Genomic DNA, 14,928 nt, shown 5'->3' on the forward strand with positions numbered 1-14,928 from the left:
GCTTACTGCCACAGCGCGGCCCCATGCGCAAGATTGAAATCGATCTTTTATTCGGCTGCCTGCACTTTTGGTTCCAGAGGGAGCCGCAAGGCGGTCCAGACCTCCACGAGGGCGGCGCCCAGAGCGTTGACGTGGGCGTCGGTGTGGAAGGGGCCGGGGGTAATTCGCAGGCGCTCCGTGCCGCGCGGCACGGTCGGGTAGTTGATCGGCTGGATGTAGATGCCGTGCTTCTCCAGCAGGCGATCCGAGGCGGCCTTGCAGGCTTCCGCATTCCCCACCATCACCGGCACGATGTGGGTGACCGTGTCCATGATCGGCAGGCCGAGGCCGCTGAGAACCTGCTTGGTCCGGGCCACCTGGCGCTGCTGCTTCTGGCGCTCCTCGGACGAAGCCTTGAGGTGGCGGATCGAGGCCGTCGCGGCCGCGGCCACGGCTGGGGGAAGGGCGGTGGTGAAGATGAAACCCGGGGCGAAGCTGCGAATCGCGTCCATCACGGCCTTTGTGCCGGTGAGATACCCACCCATGACCCCGAATGCCTTGCCGAGGGTGCCCTCGATCACGTCGATCCGGTGCATGGCCTGCTCACGCTCGGCGATGCCGCCGCCGCGGGGACCGTACATGCCCACCGCATGAACCTCGTCGATATAGGTCATGGCGCTGTAGCGTTCGGCCAGGTCGCAGATGGCGTGGATGGGGGAGATGTCTCCGTCCATGGAATAGACGCTCTCGAACACGATGAGCTTGGGCCGGTCGCCGGCAGCCCGAAGCAGCTCCTCCAGGTGCTCGAGGTCGTTGTGGCGGAAGATCACCTTGTCGCAGCCCGACTGGCGCACGCCCTCGATCATGGAATTGTGGTTGAGGGCATCTGACAGGATCAGGCAGCCCGGAATGAGCTTGGCCAGGGTGGAGATGCCGGTTTGGTTCGAGACATAGCCGGAGGTGAAGACCAGAGCGGCTTCCTTGCCGTGCAGGTCCGCGAGCTCGGCCTCGAGCTCCACGACGGGATGGCTGTTGCCGGAAATGTTGCGGGTGCCGCCGGCACCGGTGCCCAGCCGCCAGGCGGCCTCCACCATGGCGCGGGTCACGTCCCGGTTTTGGCCCATGCCGAGATAGTCGTTGGAGCACCAGACCGTGATGGGGCGGGGGCCCTCGGGGCTGTGCCAGATAGCTTGGGGAAAGCGGCCTGCCTGCCGTTCGATGTCGGCGAAGACGCGATAGCGGCGCTCCGCCTGGAGGTGATCGAGGGCTGATGTAAAGTAGGTTTGATAATTCATCATCTCACCGGGTGGGCAACGCGATGCCCGGGGATCATATGCGTATTATGCCAGACGACCTTGATCCTGGTCAAAGCCGGATCCTGGATATTGCGGTTGAGGACCGCATGCGAAGCCTTTATTGGAAAAGGCGACGATGGGTCGCGTGAACCATGACTGATGTGAAATCGCAAGACAAAGCCGAGCGGCTCAGGGCGGCCCTGAAGGAAAACCTGAGGAAACGGAAGGCCCAGGCTCGCGGACGCCAGCAGGCCGCCAAGGCTGCCTCACCCTCGGCTGGAACCGAATCGGTCAGCCTGAGCGTTACGGCTGAGCGCGACAAGCCGTCCGACTAGCCTATCATACGCAAGTTGCGCATAGCGTGAGCTTGCACCAATCAAAGGGGAATATTGTTTCATGGATCGCATTCGCATCCGGGGCGGCGCGCCTCTCAACGGGTTGATCCCGATCTCCGGCGCCAAGAATGCGGCCCTGCCTCTCATGATCGCGAGCCTGCTCACGGAGGATACGCTGGAGCTCGGCAACGTACCGCGGCTCGCGGACATCTCGTCCCTCCTGCGGATCATGAGCAATTTCGGGGTGGACCATTCCATCGCCGGCCGGCGCCCCGGCCAATCCTCGGAAACCGGCCAGACGATCCGCCTGACGGCCAAGAATGTCATCGACACCTGCGCCCCCTACGAGCTGGTCTCCACCATGCGGGCCAGCTTCTGGGTGATCGCCCCGCTCGTCGCCCGCTTCGGTCACGCCAAGGTGTCCATGCCGGGCGGCTGCGCCATCGGCACCCGTCCGGTGGACCTGCTCATCATGGCGCTCGCCAAGCTCGGGGCCGCCATCGAGATCGAGGGCGGCTATGTGATCGCCACCGCTCCGAAGGGACTTCAGGGCGCCGAGATCGATTTTCCGAAGGTGACGGTCGGCGGCACCCATGTGGCTCTCATGGCGGCGACGCTCGCCAACGGCACCACCGTGATCCGCAACGCGGCCCGCGAGCCCGAGGTGGTGGATCTGGCCGATTGCCTCGTCAAGATGGGCGCCAGGATCACCGGAGCCGGAACCTCGGAGATCGTGGTCGAGGGCGTCTCCAGCCTCCACGGCGCCTCCCATGACGTCATGCCCGACCGCATCGAGACCGGCACGTACGCCATGGCGGTCGCCATGACCGGGGGCGATCTGGTGCTGGAGAACACCCGTCCCGCCTATCTTCAGGCCGCCCTCGACGTGCTGGGCCAGGCCGGAGCCGAGGTGTCCCCCACCCACAGCGGCATCCGGGTTCGCCGCAACGGCAACGGCATCCAGGCCGTGGACGTGACGACCGATCCGTTCCCCGGCTTCCCGACGGACCTGCAGGCGCAGTTCATGGCCCTCATGACCCGCGCCAACGGCACGTCGCGCATCCGCGAGACGATCTTCGAGAACCGGTTCATGCACGTGCAGGAGCTGGCCCGCCTCGGCGCCCAGATCCGGCTCGACGGCGACAGCGCCTATGTGGATGGGGTTCCGGGCCTGAAGGGCGCGCCCGTCATGGCGACGGACCTTCGCGCCTCCGTCTCCCTGGTCATTGCCGGCCTCGTGGCCGAGGGCGACACCACCATCAACCGCGTCTATCACCTCGACCGCGGCTTCGAGGCCCTCGAAGCCAAGCTCGCCCGCTGCGGCGCTCAGATCGAGCGTCTCCGGGGCTGACGCCGAGACCGGAGGCATCATGCCTCCAGCCTCTCCTGGCTACCCGGCATCTCCTTGGTCCCGCGCGGCTCCTCTCCCGTCATCCCCGGCACAAGGCCGGTGGTGACGTGGAACCAGCGTGGACAGGTTCGTCATGGCCGTCCCCGGACTTGATCCGGGGATCAGTCCCGGCCATCCACGTCTTGAGAACCTCAGCGGGTCAGAGACGTGGATGCCCGGCTTAAAGCGCCCGGCATGACGGGCGGCGTGTCATGCCCGGCCGGAGCGCAGCCGCCGGGAAGGGGATCCACGCCTCGACCGGGCCCGTCCCCATTGGCCATGAAAGCGCAGCATGGCCGCAGGGCACAGGTTGCGGGAGGGATGGGGGCTCTCTACCTAAAGATCAAAGTTCAACATAGGTTGAGAGCCATGGACCTCCTGAGACTCGTTGCGTTCGACCCGGAAGATCTGGCCGTCATCTCGGCTCACCTGCAGGATTCGCTGCTGCGGGTCGGCGACATCGTCTATCTTCCCAAGGAGCGCCGGTTCGCGATCCAGACGCGCCGGTACGATTGGGAGGCGCAAACCCCCCAGCGCCGCCTGACCTGCATGCATTTCGAGCATGTGAAGGCGGTGCGCGTGCGCGGCATCGACCAGGCCAACAAGGATGCCGTTCTTAACCTTCTTGCCATTGCGTTCGATGAGCGGGACGCTCCTTCCGGCACAGCTACCTTGATCTTTGCCGATGGCGGGGCCATCCAGGTGGACCTGGAGTGCATCGAAATGCAGATGAAAGATATCGGTCCTGTCTGGGCCGCCGAAAACCGTCCCGAGCACAACGATCAGCCGCAGGTGGAGCGCCTGTAATGGCTCAACGGCTCGACGCACGGGACGCCTCGTTCCCGAAGGCTTTCGCCGCCTTGCTCTCGGCCAAGCGGGAGGTGTCCGAGGACGTGGACCAGACGGTGCGGGTCATCATCGAGGATGTGGTGGCCCGGGGCGACGAGGCGCTGATCGACTATACGTATCGCTTCGACGGTCTGGCGCTGCAGCCCGAAACCCTGCGGATCTCCGACGAGGAGATCGATGCGGCCGAAGCTCAGTGCTCCCGGGAGACGCTCGAGGCTCTCGCTCTCGCGAAGGAGCGCATCGAGGTCTATCACCGCGCCCAGCGTCCGCAGGACTCGCAGACCACCGATGCTCTCGGCGTGACCCTCGGCTGGCGGTGGACCGCGATCGAGTCGGTCGGCCTCTACGTTCCGGGCGGACGGGCGAGCTATCCGTCCTCCGTTCTCATGAACGCGGTGCCGGCGAAGGTCGCGGGCGTTCCCCGCATCGCCATGGTGGTGCCGACCCCGCGGGGCGAGACCAATCCGCTTGTGCTGGCGGCCGCGCGTCTGGCCGGCGTCGACGAGGTGTTCCGCATCGGCGGAGCGCAGGCCGTCGCGGCCCTGGCCTACGGCACCGAAACCGTGAGGCCCGTCGCCAAGATCGTCGGTCCCGGCAACGCCTATGTGGCGGCCGCCAAGCGCCGGGTGTTCGGTCAGGTGGGCATCGACATGATCGCAGGCCCCTCCGAGGTGCTCATCCTCGCCGATTCCCATGCCAATCCCGATTGGATCGCCGCCGACCTGCTGGCCCAGGCCGAGCACGATCCGGCCGCGCAATCGATTCTCGTAACGGACAGCGCGTCCCTGGCGGATGCGGTCGAGCAGGCCGTCGCGCGCCAGCTCGAGACCCTGCCGAAGGCGGAGATCGCGGGCGCGAGCTGGCGCGATTTCGGCGCCATCATCCTCATCGACACCCTCGAGAACGCCATTCCGCTGGTCGACCGCCTCGCTCCCGAGCATCTCGAAATCGAAACCGACAATGCGGAGGAGCTGGCAGGGCGCGTGCGCAACGCGGGCTCCATCTTCCTCGGCAGCCATACGCCCGAAGCCATCGGCGATTACGTGGGCGGCCCCAACCACGTTCTCCCGACGGCCCGTTCGGCGCGGTTCTCCTCCGGTCTCGGAGTGCTTGACTTCATGAAGCGATCCTCGATCCTGAAGTGCGATCCTGCGGCCTTGCGGGCGCTCGGCCCCGCAGCGATCGCTCTCGGGCGCTCCGAGGGGCTTGAAGGGCATGCACGGTCCGTGGCGATCCGCCTGAACCTGTGAGGCTTGCGGAGGGGGGATGTCGAGCACAACGAAGGAGCGGTGCCGCCTCGTGGCGGTCACCCTCGACGAGGCATCCATCGGCCGCGGCAATCCCGATCAGGAGCATGAGCGGGCCATCGCCATCTACGACATTCTCGAAGAGAATACCTTCGCGTTGCCGAATTATGACGGCGGCCCCTATTCCCTGCGCATCTCCCTGATCGAGAAGAAGCTCTGTTTCGAGGTGTCGGCCCAGGACGGCGCGCATCTGGTATCGCATCATCTGTCGCTGACGCCATTCCGCAAGGTCATCCGCGATTACGAGATGATCTGCGACAGCTATTATCAGGCCATCCGCTCGGCATCGCCCGCTCAGATCGAAGCCATCGACATGGGGCGCAGGGGGCTGCACAACGAGGCGGCCGAACTCTTGCGGCAGCGGCTCGACGGAAAGCTCGTGGTCGATTTCGACACGGCACGGCGTCTGTTCACGCTGATCTTCGCGCTTCACTGGAGAGGCTGACGCGTGGAGGAAACGCCCTCGAAGCGCATCCATTCGGTTTTGTTCGTCTGCGCGATGAACGCCGTCCGGTCTCCCATGGCCGAGGCGATCGCACGGCACTATTTCGGCAAGTCCGTCTATGTGCAATCCGCCGGTGTCCGCAAGGGCGAGACCGATGGCTTCATGGTCTCCACCCTGTCCGAGATCGGCATCGATGCGTCCAAGCACAAGCCGCGGACCCTGGAGGAACTGGAGGAGTGGGAGGGGCTCAATTTCGACCTCATCATCTCGCTCTCGCCGGAGGCGCACCATGCGGCGCTCGAGCTGACACGCACCATCGCGGCGGAGGTCGAGTACTGGCCGACCCCCGATCCCACGATCACGCAGGGCGCGCGCGAGCACGTGCTCGATGCCTATCGCAACATTCGCGACGGCTTGATGTACCGCATCCGCATGCGGCTCAGAGGCTCACAGAAGAGCCCGAATGACGGAGAGGGTGCCTAGGCCCGCCGCAAGGCCGAGGAGGTCGATCCGGGTTGCGGCCATCACGGCGATCGCGGCCCCGAGGGCGACGAGCGCAGGCCATCCGTTGTCGAGCGCAGCCGGCAGGATCGTCGCCAGGATGATGGAGCCAGGAAGCGCCCGGAGCCCGCGCTCGACCCGAGGCGTGATCCGCACATGGCTCATGAGCACGACGCCGGCGATGCGGCACAGGAAGGTGACCAGCGTCATGGCCGCGATGGCGACGGCGGAACCCCAGGGGCTCGCGATGAAGGCGCCGACATCGCTCATTCGATCAGCATCCCGGCGATGACACCTGCGAGCGCGCCGGCGACGATGTAGCCATAGCCCGGCACGAGGGCGTGCGTGACGAACGAGACGGCGCCCGCCACCAGCCAGGGGAGAGCGGGACGCACGCCCTTCCAGAGCGGCACCAGCATGGCGCTGAAGAAGATCGGCATGACCAGGTCGAGTCCGAAGGCCCTGGGTTCCGGCACGAGGGCCCCGGCAAAGAAGCCGAGGATCGTTGCGATCTGCCATACGATCCAGAGGGTGATCGCGGCGCCCAGCAGGACCCCAACGTCGCGCCCGCCTTCGGTGTGATAGCGCGTGCCGATGAGCCAGCCCGCTTCCGTGATGAGGAAGAGATTGAGGGCATTGCGGGCGATGGGCTCGTGACGCAGCCACGGCTGGAGGGTCGCGCCGAGCAGGATCATGCGCGAGTTCACCACGGCCGTGACCATCATGATGGTGAGGATGGTCGTCGGGGTCCAAACCTTCTGCCAGACTTCGAGCCCGACCATCTGGGACGCGCCGGCATAGACGAAGAGGCTGAGCCCCATCGCCTCGGCAAGGCTCAGGCCCTTCTGGGCCGCCGCCGTGCCGAACGCGAGCGCGAACATGATGAAGCCGGGAAACGCCGGCAGCGAGGCGCGCGCGCCGTGGCGAAGACCGGCCAGGGAAAAGAAAGGGCGGGGCGAGGAGGACATGAGCGTTACGCTCTCTGCCCTCCCGCATCCCCGCCGTCAATCGTCAAAGTTCAGGTAATGCTCTTAGCCGGTTGCGCCGTTCACATACGGATAGATCTCGTGGAAGCCCTCGTAGATCATCTTGATTGCCACATAGAGAATGATCGCAAGGCCCACATAGGCGATCCAGCGGTAACGCTGGAGCAGGCGGGCGATGTAGGAGGCCGCGATGCCCATCAGGGCGATGGAGAGGAGCAGGCCGAAGGCCAGGATGTAGGGGTGCTCGCGCGCCGCTCCGGCCACGGCGAGCACGTTGTCGAGGGACATCGACACGTCGGCGATCACGATCTGCCAGGCCGCCTGGGAGAAGGTCTTGCGCGGCACTCCGCCTGCGATGGTGCCGTCCTTGTCGATGTCGACGCCCTCGAGCGCCTCCTCGGCGGCTTCTTCTTCCTCGTGGGTGGTGCGCAGCTCGCGCCACATCTTCCAGCAGACCCACAAGAGGAGGACGCCGCCGGCCAGGAGCAGGCCCACGATCTGCAGAAGCTGCGTGGTGATGAGCGCGAAGACGATGCGCAGGACGGTGGCCGCGATGACGCCGAGGAGGATCGCCTTGTTGCGCTGCTCCTTGGGCAGGCCGGCCGCGGCGAGGCCGATGACGATGGCATTGTCGCCGGCGAGCGCCAGGTCGATGCCGATCACCATCAGGAAGGCGACGATCTCGGGTGGGAAATATTGTGAGAGTTCAAACATGCGTTGCCTCATTGTCGGTTGAAGAGCAGCGCATGCGATACGCCCGAGGAGACGCTCGTCCCGCACCGGCGCGGCCGGATCGACCGGCCCTGGCTCAGATGCGGGCGTTCCCGTCTTCTTGAACGAATCCAGGCCACCCTGGTTCATCCAGTCCGACATCGCCGCCCAAAGTATGAGCGACCAGAGGGGCCCGGCCTGGCTATAAGGGCGATCATCTAGACAACATGGCGCGGCCGATCAAGTCGCGCCATGCGTCCCAGGGCACGCCTGTGTCATATAAGGAACTTAATCCGGCTTCGTTCCACAGTGCCGACCGAGGCGGACCAGGGAACTCCAGGGAATCTGTTGAGAATCCGCGGATTCCCCGAAGACCGGAACCTGATCCGGACACGGGAGCTTGATCCCGGCCCGGGCCTTGGGCACAAATCAGGCGGAATGAGAGAGGGCGCGTGAAGCGTCCGTCGGGAGGTCGTTCATGTCTACTCCTCGCGAGGGCGTCGGTTTGTCCGGGCGCCGCGGCCCGGTTCGCGCGCCGCAGGGAATTGCCGGCGGCATTCTGTTGATTGCCCTTGCGGCCCTGGCGCTCTGGCTCACGAGGGATCTCGACCAGGGCACCCTGAACGCCATGGGGCCGGCCATGCTGCCGCGCTGGCTGGCCATCGGGGTCGGCCTGTCGGGTCTCGCCTTGATCGCCTTCGCGTTCATTCGCGACGGGGAGCCGCTCGAGCGCTGGAGCCTGCGCGGCCCGTTCTTTGTCATCGTGGCGATCCTGGCCTTCGCGGTGACGATCCGGCCCTTCTCGTTCGGAGCTCTCAGCCTTCCCGGCCTCGGCCTCGTGGTGGCAGGTCCCCTGGCGATCCTGATCGGCGGCTACGCGACGCCCGAGGCGCGCTTCAGGGAGCTTCTCATCCTCAGCCTGAGCCTGACGCCGTTCTGCATGGTGCTCTTCGGGGACCTGCTGAACCTGCCGATTCCGGTCTTTCCCCAGGAACTGGCGGGTCTCTTCCCGGCCGGCTGGTCGCAGAAGGCGATCCTGCGGGCAACGGCGATCGTCATGGCGGCCGCCGCCATCGCGGTCTTCTTCGCGACCCGAAAAGCCCGCCCCACAACAATCGACGTCGCCGACCATAGCGGGAGGATCTGATGGGTGATCTTCTGTCCAACCTGAGCCTCGGCTTTTCCGTCGCTCTCAGCCTGCAGAACATCGGCTTGGCCTTCCTCGGCTGCCTCGTCGGCACGCTCATCGGCGTTCTGCCGGGCGTGGGGCCGATCGCCACCATCGCCATGCTGCTGCCGATCACCTTCGGGCTCGATCCGACGGGGGCGCTGATCATGCTGGCGGGCATCTATTACGGCGCCCAGTACGGCGGCTCGACCACGGCGATCCTCGTCAACATCCCCGGCGAGGCCACCTCCGTGGTGACGGCCCTCGATGGTCACCAGATGGCCCGTCAGGGTCGCGCCGGGGTGGCGCTCGGCATCGCGGCCATCGGGTCGTTCTTCGCCGGAACGGTGGCGACGCTCGTCATCGCGTCGCTGGGCGCGCCGCTGACCGGCCTGGCGCTGATCTTCGGCCCGACCGAGTACTTCTCCCTGATGGTCATGGGCCTCGTCTTCGCGGTGGTGCTGGCGCGCGGCTCCATTCTGAAGGCCATCGCCATGATCCTCGTCGGCGTCCTGCTCTCCACGGTGGGGCTCGACCTGGAAACGGGCGAGGAGCGCATGACCTTCGGCCTGCCGTTCCTGTCGGACGGCATCGACTTCGCCGTGCTGGCCATGGGCATCTTCGGCATCGCCGAGATCATGCGCAACCTCGACCATACCGAGCACCGGGACGTGGTGCGCCAGGCCATCGGCCGCCTGCTGCCGAACAGGCAAGATTTCAAGCAGGCCTACAAGCCGGTCCTGCGCGGCACCTTCATCGGCGCCATGCTGGGCATCCTGCCGGGCAACGGCGCGGTGCTCGGGCCGTTCGCGTCCTACACGCTGGAGAAGAAGCTCGCCAAGGATCCGCGCCGCTTCGGCCGCGGCGCCATCGAGGGCGTGGCGGGGCCGGAGAGCGCCAACAACGCCGGCGCGCAGACCTCCTTCATTCCGCTGCTGACGCTCGGCATTCCGCCCAATGCCGTGATGGCCCTGATGGTCGGCGCGATGACGATCCACGGCATCATTCCTGGGCCCCAGGTGATGACCAAGAACCCGACCCTGTTCTGGGGCATGATCGCCTCCATGTGGATCGGCAACCTGATGCTGCTCATCATCAACCTGCCGCTGGTGGGCATGTGGGTGCGCCTCCTGAAGGTGCCCTACCGGATGCTGTTCCCGGCCATCCTGATGTTCTGCTGCATCGGCATCTATTCCATCAATTCCCTGCCCACCGACGTGATGTTCATCGCCCTGTTCGGCTTCGTGGGCTACACGCTGATCAAGTTCGGCTTCGAGCCGGCCCCGATGCTGCTGGGCTTCGTGCTGGGCAAGCTGATGGAGGAAAACCTGCGGCGCGCGCTCATCATCTCGCGCGGGCAGCTCTCGACCTTCATCGATCGTCCGGTCAGCGCGAGCCTGCTTGCCGTGGCGGCCATCCTGCTCGTCATCGCGCTCCTGCCCTCCATACGAAAGGGGAGGGACGAGGTGTTCACGGAGTAGCTTGCCTTCGGGGCCCGACTGACCACAATGTAAGCTCATAACTTTCCCAAGGGAGGAACTTGATGAAGAATATCGTACTGGCGCTGGCCGCCGTTGCCGGCCTCGCCACCACGGGCGCCCAGGCTCAGAACTACCCGACCCGTCCGATCACCATGATCGTGCCCTTCGCGGCCGGCGGCCCGACGGACGTGGTCGCCCGTATCGTCACCGACCACATGTCCCGCACGCTCGGTCAACAGATCGTGATCGAAAACGTGGCCGGCGCCGGCGGCACCACGGGCATCACCCGCGGTGCCCAGGCGCAGCCGGACGGCTACACCATCATGATGGGCCACATGGGCACCCATGGGGCTGCGCCGGCCCTGTATCCGAACCTGAAATACGACCCGGCCAAGGACTTCGCGCCCATCGGCCTCGCGGCGGGCACGCCCATCGTGATCGTGGCCAAGAAGGATTTCCCGGCCAACGACCTGAAGGGCTTCCTCGACTATATGAAGACCAACGGCGAGAAAGTGAACATGGCCCATGCGGGCGTGGGCTCCGTCTCCCACTCGACCGGCATCTTCTTCAACTCGGTCATCAAGGCGAAGCCCACCATGGTGGCCTATCGCGGCACGGGTCCGGCCCTCAACGACCTCATGGCGAACACGGTCGATTTCATGACCGACCAGATCGTCAACGTGGCGCCCCAGATCCAGGGCGGCAACATCAAGGCCTTCGCCATCGCCACGCCCCAGCGCTCCCCGGTTCTGCCGAACGTGCCCACCACCAAGGAAGCGGGCCTCGAAGGCTATGAGGTCAGCGCCTGGAACGCGGCGTTCGCCCCCAAGGGCACGCCTCCTGAGATCGTCAAGAAGCTGAGCGACGCGCTGTCGAAGTCCCTCGACGACGAGACCACCAAGAAGCGTCTGCTCGAGCTCGGCGGCGTCATCCCGAGCGCGACCGAGCGGACCCCGGAGGCCCTCCAGAAGCTCGTCGAGAGCGAAGTGGCCCGCTGGACCCCGGTCCTCAAGGCGGCCGGGGCTACGGCGGAGTAAGGCGTCCGACCTCAGGTCTTCGAAGCGGCGGACCATCCGGTCCGCCGTCATCATTTCTGAGCCTGCGACCGCAAAGAAGCCTTGAAATTGATCGCGGGCGCGATTACACCCTGCCTCACGTGCAGCCGTAGCTCAGTTGGTTAGAGCACCAGATTGTGGATCTGGGGGTCCCCCGTTCGAGCCGGGGCGGCTGTACCACTTCAAAATTAAAGGCTTGGCTCCCTTGAATGTCGTTGGTTTGAGCCCTGAAAACGCTTCAGGGTAACGGGCCTGCTCGACTCGCGGCTCTGACATCGCCCAGCTTCCATAACCTTCTCGAATTTCAGCGACGTGTTCACTAAGTGATTGGCTTAGACATGGAGCTGTCCGGCCCGACGCCTGCGGCAAACCTGCCCAAGCAACTCGCTAGGCCAGGCAATGCCTCAGCTGCCGTGTCTGCTCCGCCTTCCTCTCGGGCGTAAGTGAGCATGGAGGAGGCGAGCGCAGCCGTCCCCGCGAGAATCGTTAGAGTGACACCGAAAAGGGCCCTCCACGGGATGAGCGAGACGTCCATCGTTTCATCAGCCCGATCCTCCCGAGCGGGAAGTCCTCACCGAAATTGCGGTCCTGCTCATGCAGAGCAAGGCGGTATGACATCAAGGCGTCCTGGCACTCTCTGATGGCCACGAGAGCCGGATCGATGGCCGCTGGGTGGTGAGGGCCGCTGCTTGGATCGAGGCTGCAGGCGACGCAGGGCTGGGTGGGCATTCGGGGATCCTGTTCGCGGACCAAGGCCATTGCGCGTTGCTCCATCCCCAAAGTGGATGGGACGCCTGTCACCAAAATTTGGTGATGTGGCTAAAAAATGTGCGGGGCGTTAGACTGAGTGCATGTTCACTCCAGCCTTGTCCCGCGCCGCTCGTGGCCTGCTCGACTGGTCGCAAACCGATCTTGCAACAAGGGCCGGCGTCAGCCTTTCAACCATCCGAGATTTCGAGACTGGCAAGCGAACGCCGATCGCCAACAATCTCGCTGCCATGCAGGGAGCGATCGAAGCGGCCGGCATTCAGTTCATTCCCGAGAACGGAGGAGGTACTGGACTACGCTTCAGGGAGCGCAGCGAAAGCTCATGATGCCTTAACAGCCAAGTGCCTCATCTGGACTCCGCCACAAGCCCCTGAGCCAAACCCAAAATCTCAAGCCGCGTTGGATCGGCTGCTACAGGGCAGACGGGAAAGCCGAGGCGAATGAGGCGAGGACAGAGCGAGCTTCTCAAGCAGGAGAACACTCTATGAAGCACATTGATTTTCAGATCGGCTGCGAGTTCACGAACCCTGCTGGCCGCTGGCGCTGCACGGATGTCGGAACTCGTACCATTGTGGCCATCAGGATCGACTTGGTTGAGACCAGGACCATCGTCGATGGGCACCCAATCAGACGGTATCTCACTCAGGAGGAAGCCGAACTCGAAGGATGGTTCAGCGGCCCACCCTACGCACTCCTCGAGGTCGTGTTTGATGAAGACAGCATTCAGGAGTGCCAGCCTGCCTGATGCCTGGGAGTTGCCCAGGAACTGTCGAGACCGACGCAAGCGAGGACGAGCCCCAGGACGCGCTCGCCGCGCTCGGCAGCCGAGGGAACAATCGAGCGAACTCGCCCTCAAGGATCTCGCTTCGGCGGAGGAGTTCGTCCGCAATCTTGCCAACGATGTCTATGTGGCGGGCGATCAACCGTTCAGCTCGATCGCGACCCGCGTGGCGGAACGCGTCGCCGAAGGGCTCGCGATCGGAAATAGTCTGCTGCGCGAGGTTGAGGACGTGAGCTTCGTCGCCAAGGGTTTCCACGTCGTGAAAGACCTCAACCCCGCTGCACTTGGCTCCGTACTCGCCACCCAGGGCAACGGAGATCCGAACGACCAGGGAGAGATCGTCGGAATCGCAACGTCAGCCTTTCCGTTGCTGTCATCGATTAGGCGCAACTCCAGACAGCCGCCAGCAAGAAATAAGACCCCCGCCAAGCCAAGAGGTTGACGAGTTCGATATCCGTAGGCTTGGCCGGGAGTATCGGATTGGAAAGCCGATGGCGGGACAAGATCGGCCTGCTCCACCAATTCCGGCTTATCAGCAGAAAGGCCGGGGAACTGAGCCCCCGGGCCTTGCCTGAGTTCTGCACACCGAGGCGGATGGCGAGCTTAGGCTCTCTATTGCTAAGCTAGGAACTCAGGGCTGTCGACCCTCCCAGGCCGAGTGGGCTTTCTGTTGCCTGTACCGAGGCCGCAGAGGCGGGCCGCTACCGGAATGCCACGACTTGGCCCTTGGGATTGAGCGTACAGGTCACCCGAGCCTGCCTTGTCTGCTTTCGACCATTCCGGGCGTACTCTATGCGGGCGATGATCGGGACATCGACAGAGCCGCTATGGTTTTTTGCCCCCGCTCCAGTCGCTCTTACGTCCACATCGACGGCTCCGAGGCGGCGTGAGCTTGCAGCAAGTGCGTCACTACAGCGGTCGACCAGGGTGGATCGTGTTTGAAGTGCCTGTGCCTTGCTGCGTGGCGTGGCCCTGGGTGCTGTGCGCGTAATGCGTCGAGCCGGTTGCCTTGGTGAGATCACCGCCGGTGGGCCCTGATCCTCATAGCCAAAGCTCTCCACGTCGGGCGGAGCCACAGTGTAGATGGTGCTACCCTGCTGCTGTGCTGCCTGAGCTGATGCAGCCAATGCTGCAATCGCGAGGCCCTGGAACAGCCCAGGCATAAAGCCTCTGCGTAGGCTTCCCGCTTCTGCGGGTGCCGCTGTAGCTAATACACTTACCGCGACGGTTGCCGCAACCAAGCTCGTCTTGATCGTTGATCCAAGGTCCATTGGGCGCTTCCTTCATCCATGCGGATTCAATCGGCCCAGCTGCATCGCGCGTCGAAACGCTGCGAACCGTGGGCAGTGGCATAGTCTTTTGTTGTTGAGTATCGGAAACCGGAGAGGGCTATCTAGCGCAACTCTGAGCGTCGTTGACCTCATCCAGATCCGAGCCCCTGAGATGGGAAGTGCTCCAGAGGGCACAAGGCCAAATTCATTTAGACATAAAACTTTTTTGAACTCGAATCTTCGCCGCGAAACTGAGCAGCCCGGACCTCACTCAAGCCTTCAGAGCCGCAAGGGGACCCGCAAAGCATGGGCATTCGGATCCCTATGGCTCGAACTCTCCCCATAGGCACCATGCGGTCCAGCCTCTCGTCTTCGCAAGACCAAGAGTTTATACTTCTTCGGAGTTAATCCGGGAGAGGGGGGGGTACATGGTCATCGTTTTACTGGTGGCTGCCATCATGGGCAGTTTTCTTACGATTGCCCTGCTGTGGCCTCTGGGAGCACTCATCGCTTTCGCTGCAGCTCCCTTTGGAGGAGGCATGCTGGTGCTCGTCGTTGCCGTGCTGGCGATGAAGCCTTCCCCTCGATCTAGGCGGACAGGTCAGA

16 protein-coding genes and 1 tRNA gene are annotated in these 14,928 nt (G+C 64.4%); 13 read left to right on the plus strand and 4 right to left on the minus strand.

Annotated elements, in window-relative coordinates; all coding sequences use genetic code 11:
- Positions 1-47 precede the first annotated feature (47 nt).
- Positions 48-1,274 (minus strand): 5-aminolevulinate synthase, encoded by a 1,227-nt coding sequence (gene hemA, locus E4K09_RS00175; RefSeq protein WP_134494078.1) that lies wholly within the window; start codon positions 1,272-1,274, stop codon positions 48-50.
- A 152-nt stretch (positions 1,275-1,426) separates the two neighbouring features.
- Here hemA and E4K09_RS00180 point away from each other — a divergent pair, with 152 nt between their 5' ends.
- The 6 genes from E4K09_RS00180 to E4K09_RS00205 all read left to right on the plus strand — a co-directional run bounded on the left by E4K09_RS00180 (position 1,427) and on the right by E4K09_RS00205 (position 6,083).
- Positions 1,427-1,609, plus strand: a complete 183-nt coding sequence (locus tag E4K09_RS00180; protein WP_134494080.1) for a hypothetical protein — start codon at positions 1,427-1,429, stop codon at positions 1,607-1,609.
- A gap of 61 nt (positions 1,610-1,670) precedes the next feature.
- Positions 1,671-2,960: a UDP-N-acetylglucosamine 1-carboxyvinyltransferase gene (gene murA / locus E4K09_RS00185; RefSeq protein WP_134494081.1), complete on the plus strand. Its 1,290-nt coding sequence runs from the start codon at positions 1,671-1,673 to the stop codon at positions 2,958-2,960.
- 408 nt (positions 2,961-3,368) lie between these two features.
- On the plus strand, positions 3,369-3,806 hold the full coding sequence (locus E4K09_RS00190) for a DUF2948 family protein (RefSeq protein ID WP_134494083.1): 438 nt from the start codon (positions 3,369-3,371) through the stop codon (positions 3,804-3,806).
- The gene (gene hisD / locus E4K09_RS00195) at positions 3,806-5,098 is read left to right on the plus strand and encodes a histidinol dehydrogenase (protein WP_134494085.1); all 1,293 of its coding nucleotides are present in this window, start codon (positions 3,806-3,808) and stop codon (positions 5,096-5,098) included. The genes E4K09_RS00190 and hisD overlap by 1 nt, the downstream gene beginning before the upstream one ends.
- A 16-nt stretch (positions 5,099-5,114) precedes the next feature.
- The gene (locus E4K09_RS00200) at positions 5,115-5,600 is read left to right on the plus strand and encodes a UPF0262 family protein (RefSeq protein WP_134494087.1); all 486 of its coding nucleotides are present in this window, start codon (positions 5,115-5,117) and stop codon (positions 5,598-5,600) included.
- A gap of 3 nt (positions 5,601-5,603) precedes the next feature.
- Entirely contained in the window at positions 5,604-6,083 is a 480-nt protein-coding gene (locus E4K09_RS00205) for an arsenate-mycothiol transferase ArsC (RefSeq protein ID WP_280177431.1), read from the plus strand.
- On the opposite strand, the gene E4K09_RS00210 is transcribed toward E4K09_RS00205, so the two are convergent.
- The 3 genes from E4K09_RS00210 to E4K09_RS00220 form a co-directional block, all read right to left on the minus strand.
- A complete protein-coding gene (locus E4K09_RS00210; RefSeq protein ID WP_134494089.1) occupies positions 6,048-6,371 on the minus strand; it encodes an AzlD family protein in 324 nt (107 codons plus the stop codon). The two genes, E4K09_RS00205 and E4K09_RS00210, sit on opposite strands and share 36 nt — an antisense overlap.
- Complete coding sequence (locus tag E4K09_RS00215; RefSeq protein ID WP_134494091.1) at positions 6,368-7,069, minus strand: AzlC family ABC transporter permease; 702 nt, start codon at positions 7,067-7,069, stop codon at positions 6,368-6,370. Before E4K09_RS00215 ends, E4K09_RS00210 begins: the two co-directional genes overlap by 4 nt.
- A 63-nt stretch (positions 7,070-7,132) precedes the next feature.
- Positions 7,133-7,801 carry a TerC family protein gene (locus tag E4K09_RS00220; RefSeq protein WP_134494093.1) on the minus strand — a complete coding sequence of 223 codons (669 nt, stop codon included), beginning with the start codon at positions 7,799-7,801 and terminating at the stop codon, positions 7,133-7,135.
- Positions 7,802-8,276: 475 nt separating this feature from the next.
- Between E4K09_RS00220 and E4K09_RS00225 the strand changes: the two genes are divergently transcribed.
- The 7 genes from E4K09_RS00225 (at position 8,277) to E4K09_RS00255 (ending at position 13,493) form a co-directional block, all read left to right on the plus strand.
- Complete coding sequence (locus tag E4K09_RS00225) at positions 8,277-8,945, plus strand: tripartite tricarboxylate transporter TctB family protein (protein ID WP_134494095.1); 669 nt, start codon at positions 8,277-8,279, stop codon at positions 8,943-8,945.
- A complete protein-coding gene (locus E4K09_RS00230) occupies positions 8,945-10,447 on the plus strand; it encodes a tripartite tricarboxylate transporter permease (protein ID WP_134494097.1) in 1,503 nt (500 codons plus the stop codon). The genes E4K09_RS00225 and E4K09_RS00230 overlap by 1 nt, the downstream gene beginning before the upstream one ends.
- Before the next feature lie 62 nt (positions 10,448-10,509).
- Complete coding sequence (locus E4K09_RS00235) at positions 10,510-11,484, plus strand: tripartite tricarboxylate transporter substrate-binding protein (protein WP_134494099.1); 975 nt, start codon at positions 10,510-10,512, stop codon at positions 11,482-11,484.
- A 121-nt stretch (positions 11,485-11,605) separates the two neighbouring features.
- A tRNA-His gene (locus E4K09_RS00240) sits at positions 11,606-11,682 on the plus strand.
- A 671-nt stretch (positions 11,683-12,353) separates the two neighbouring features.
- On the plus strand, positions 12,354-12,596 hold the full coding sequence (locus E4K09_RS00245) for a helix-turn-helix domain-containing protein (protein WP_134494101.1): 243 nt from the start codon (positions 12,354-12,356) through the stop codon (positions 12,594-12,596).
- 158 nt (positions 12,597-12,754) lie between these two features.
- Positions 12,755-13,015: a hypothetical protein gene (locus E4K09_RS00250; RefSeq protein WP_134494103.1), complete on the plus strand. Its 261-nt coding sequence runs from the start codon at positions 12,755-12,757 to the stop codon at positions 13,013-13,015.
- Positions 13,016-13,178: 163 nt separating this feature from the next.
- Positions 13,179-13,493 (plus strand): hypothetical protein, encoded by a 315-nt coding sequence (locus tag E4K09_RS00255; protein ID WP_134494105.1) that lies wholly within the window; start codon positions 13,179-13,181, stop codon positions 13,491-13,493.
- Positions 13,494-14,928 lie beyond the last annotated feature (1,435 nt).

The organism is Microvirga pakistanensis (genome assembly GCF_004458765.1).
In the GTDB taxonomy this organism is placed as follows: domain Bacteria; phylum Pseudomonadota; class Alphaproteobacteria; order Rhizobiales; family Beijerinckiaceae; genus Microvirga; species Microvirga pakistanensis.

Coding starts and splice junctions, on each gene's coding strand:
- hemA (WP_134494078.1), bottom strand. CDS start 1,274: ATGAATTATCAAACCTACTTTACATCAGCCCTCGATCACCTCCAGGCG.
- E4K09_RS00180 (WP_134494080.1), top strand. CDS start 1,427: ATGACTGATGTGAAATCGCAAGACAAAGCCGAGCGGCTCAGGGCGGCC.
- murA (WP_134494081.1), top strand. CDS start 1,671: ATGGATCGCATTCGCATCCGGGGCGGCGCGCCTCTCAACGGGTTGATC.
- E4K09_RS00190 (WP_134494083.1), top strand. CDS start 3,369: ATGGACCTCCTGAGACTCGTTGCGTTCGACCCGGAAGATCTGGCCGTC.
- hisD (WP_134494085.1), top strand. CDS start 3,806: ATGGCTCAACGGCTCGACGCACGGGACGCCTCGTTCCCGAAGGCTTTC.
- E4K09_RS00200 (WP_134494087.1), top strand. CDS start 5,115: ATGTCGAGCACAACGAAGGAGCGGTGCCGCCTCGTGGCGGTCACCCTC.
- E4K09_RS00210 (WP_134494089.1), bottom strand. CDS start 6,371: ATGAGCGATGTCGGCGCCTTCATCGCGAGCCCCTGGGGTTCCGCCGTC.
- E4K09_RS00215 (WP_134494091.1), bottom strand. CDS start 7,069: ATGTCCTCCTCGCCCCGCCCTTTCTTTTCCCTGGCCGGTCTTCGCCAC.
- E4K09_RS00220 (WP_134494093.1), bottom strand. CDS start 7,801: ATGTTTGAACTCTCACAATATTTCCCACCCGAGATCGTCGCCTTCCTG.
- E4K09_RS00225 (WP_134494095.1), top strand. CDS start 8,277: ATGTCTACTCCTCGCGAGGGCGTCGGTTTGTCCGGGCGCCGCGGCCCG.
- E4K09_RS00230 (WP_134494097.1), top strand. CDS start 8,945: ATGGGTGATCTTCTGTCCAACCTGAGCCTCGGCTTTTCCGTCGCTCTC.
- E4K09_RS00235 (WP_134494099.1), top strand. CDS start 10,510: ATGAAGAATATCGTACTGGCGCTGGCCGCCGTTGCCGGCCTCGCCACC.
- E4K09_RS00245 (WP_134494101.1), top strand. CDS start 12,354: ATGTTCACTCCAGCCTTGTCCCGCGCCGCTCGTGGCCTGCTCGACTGG.
- E4K09_RS00250 (WP_134494103.1), top strand. CDS start 12,755: ATGAAGCACATTGATTTTCAGATCGGCTGCGAGTTCACGAACCCTGCT.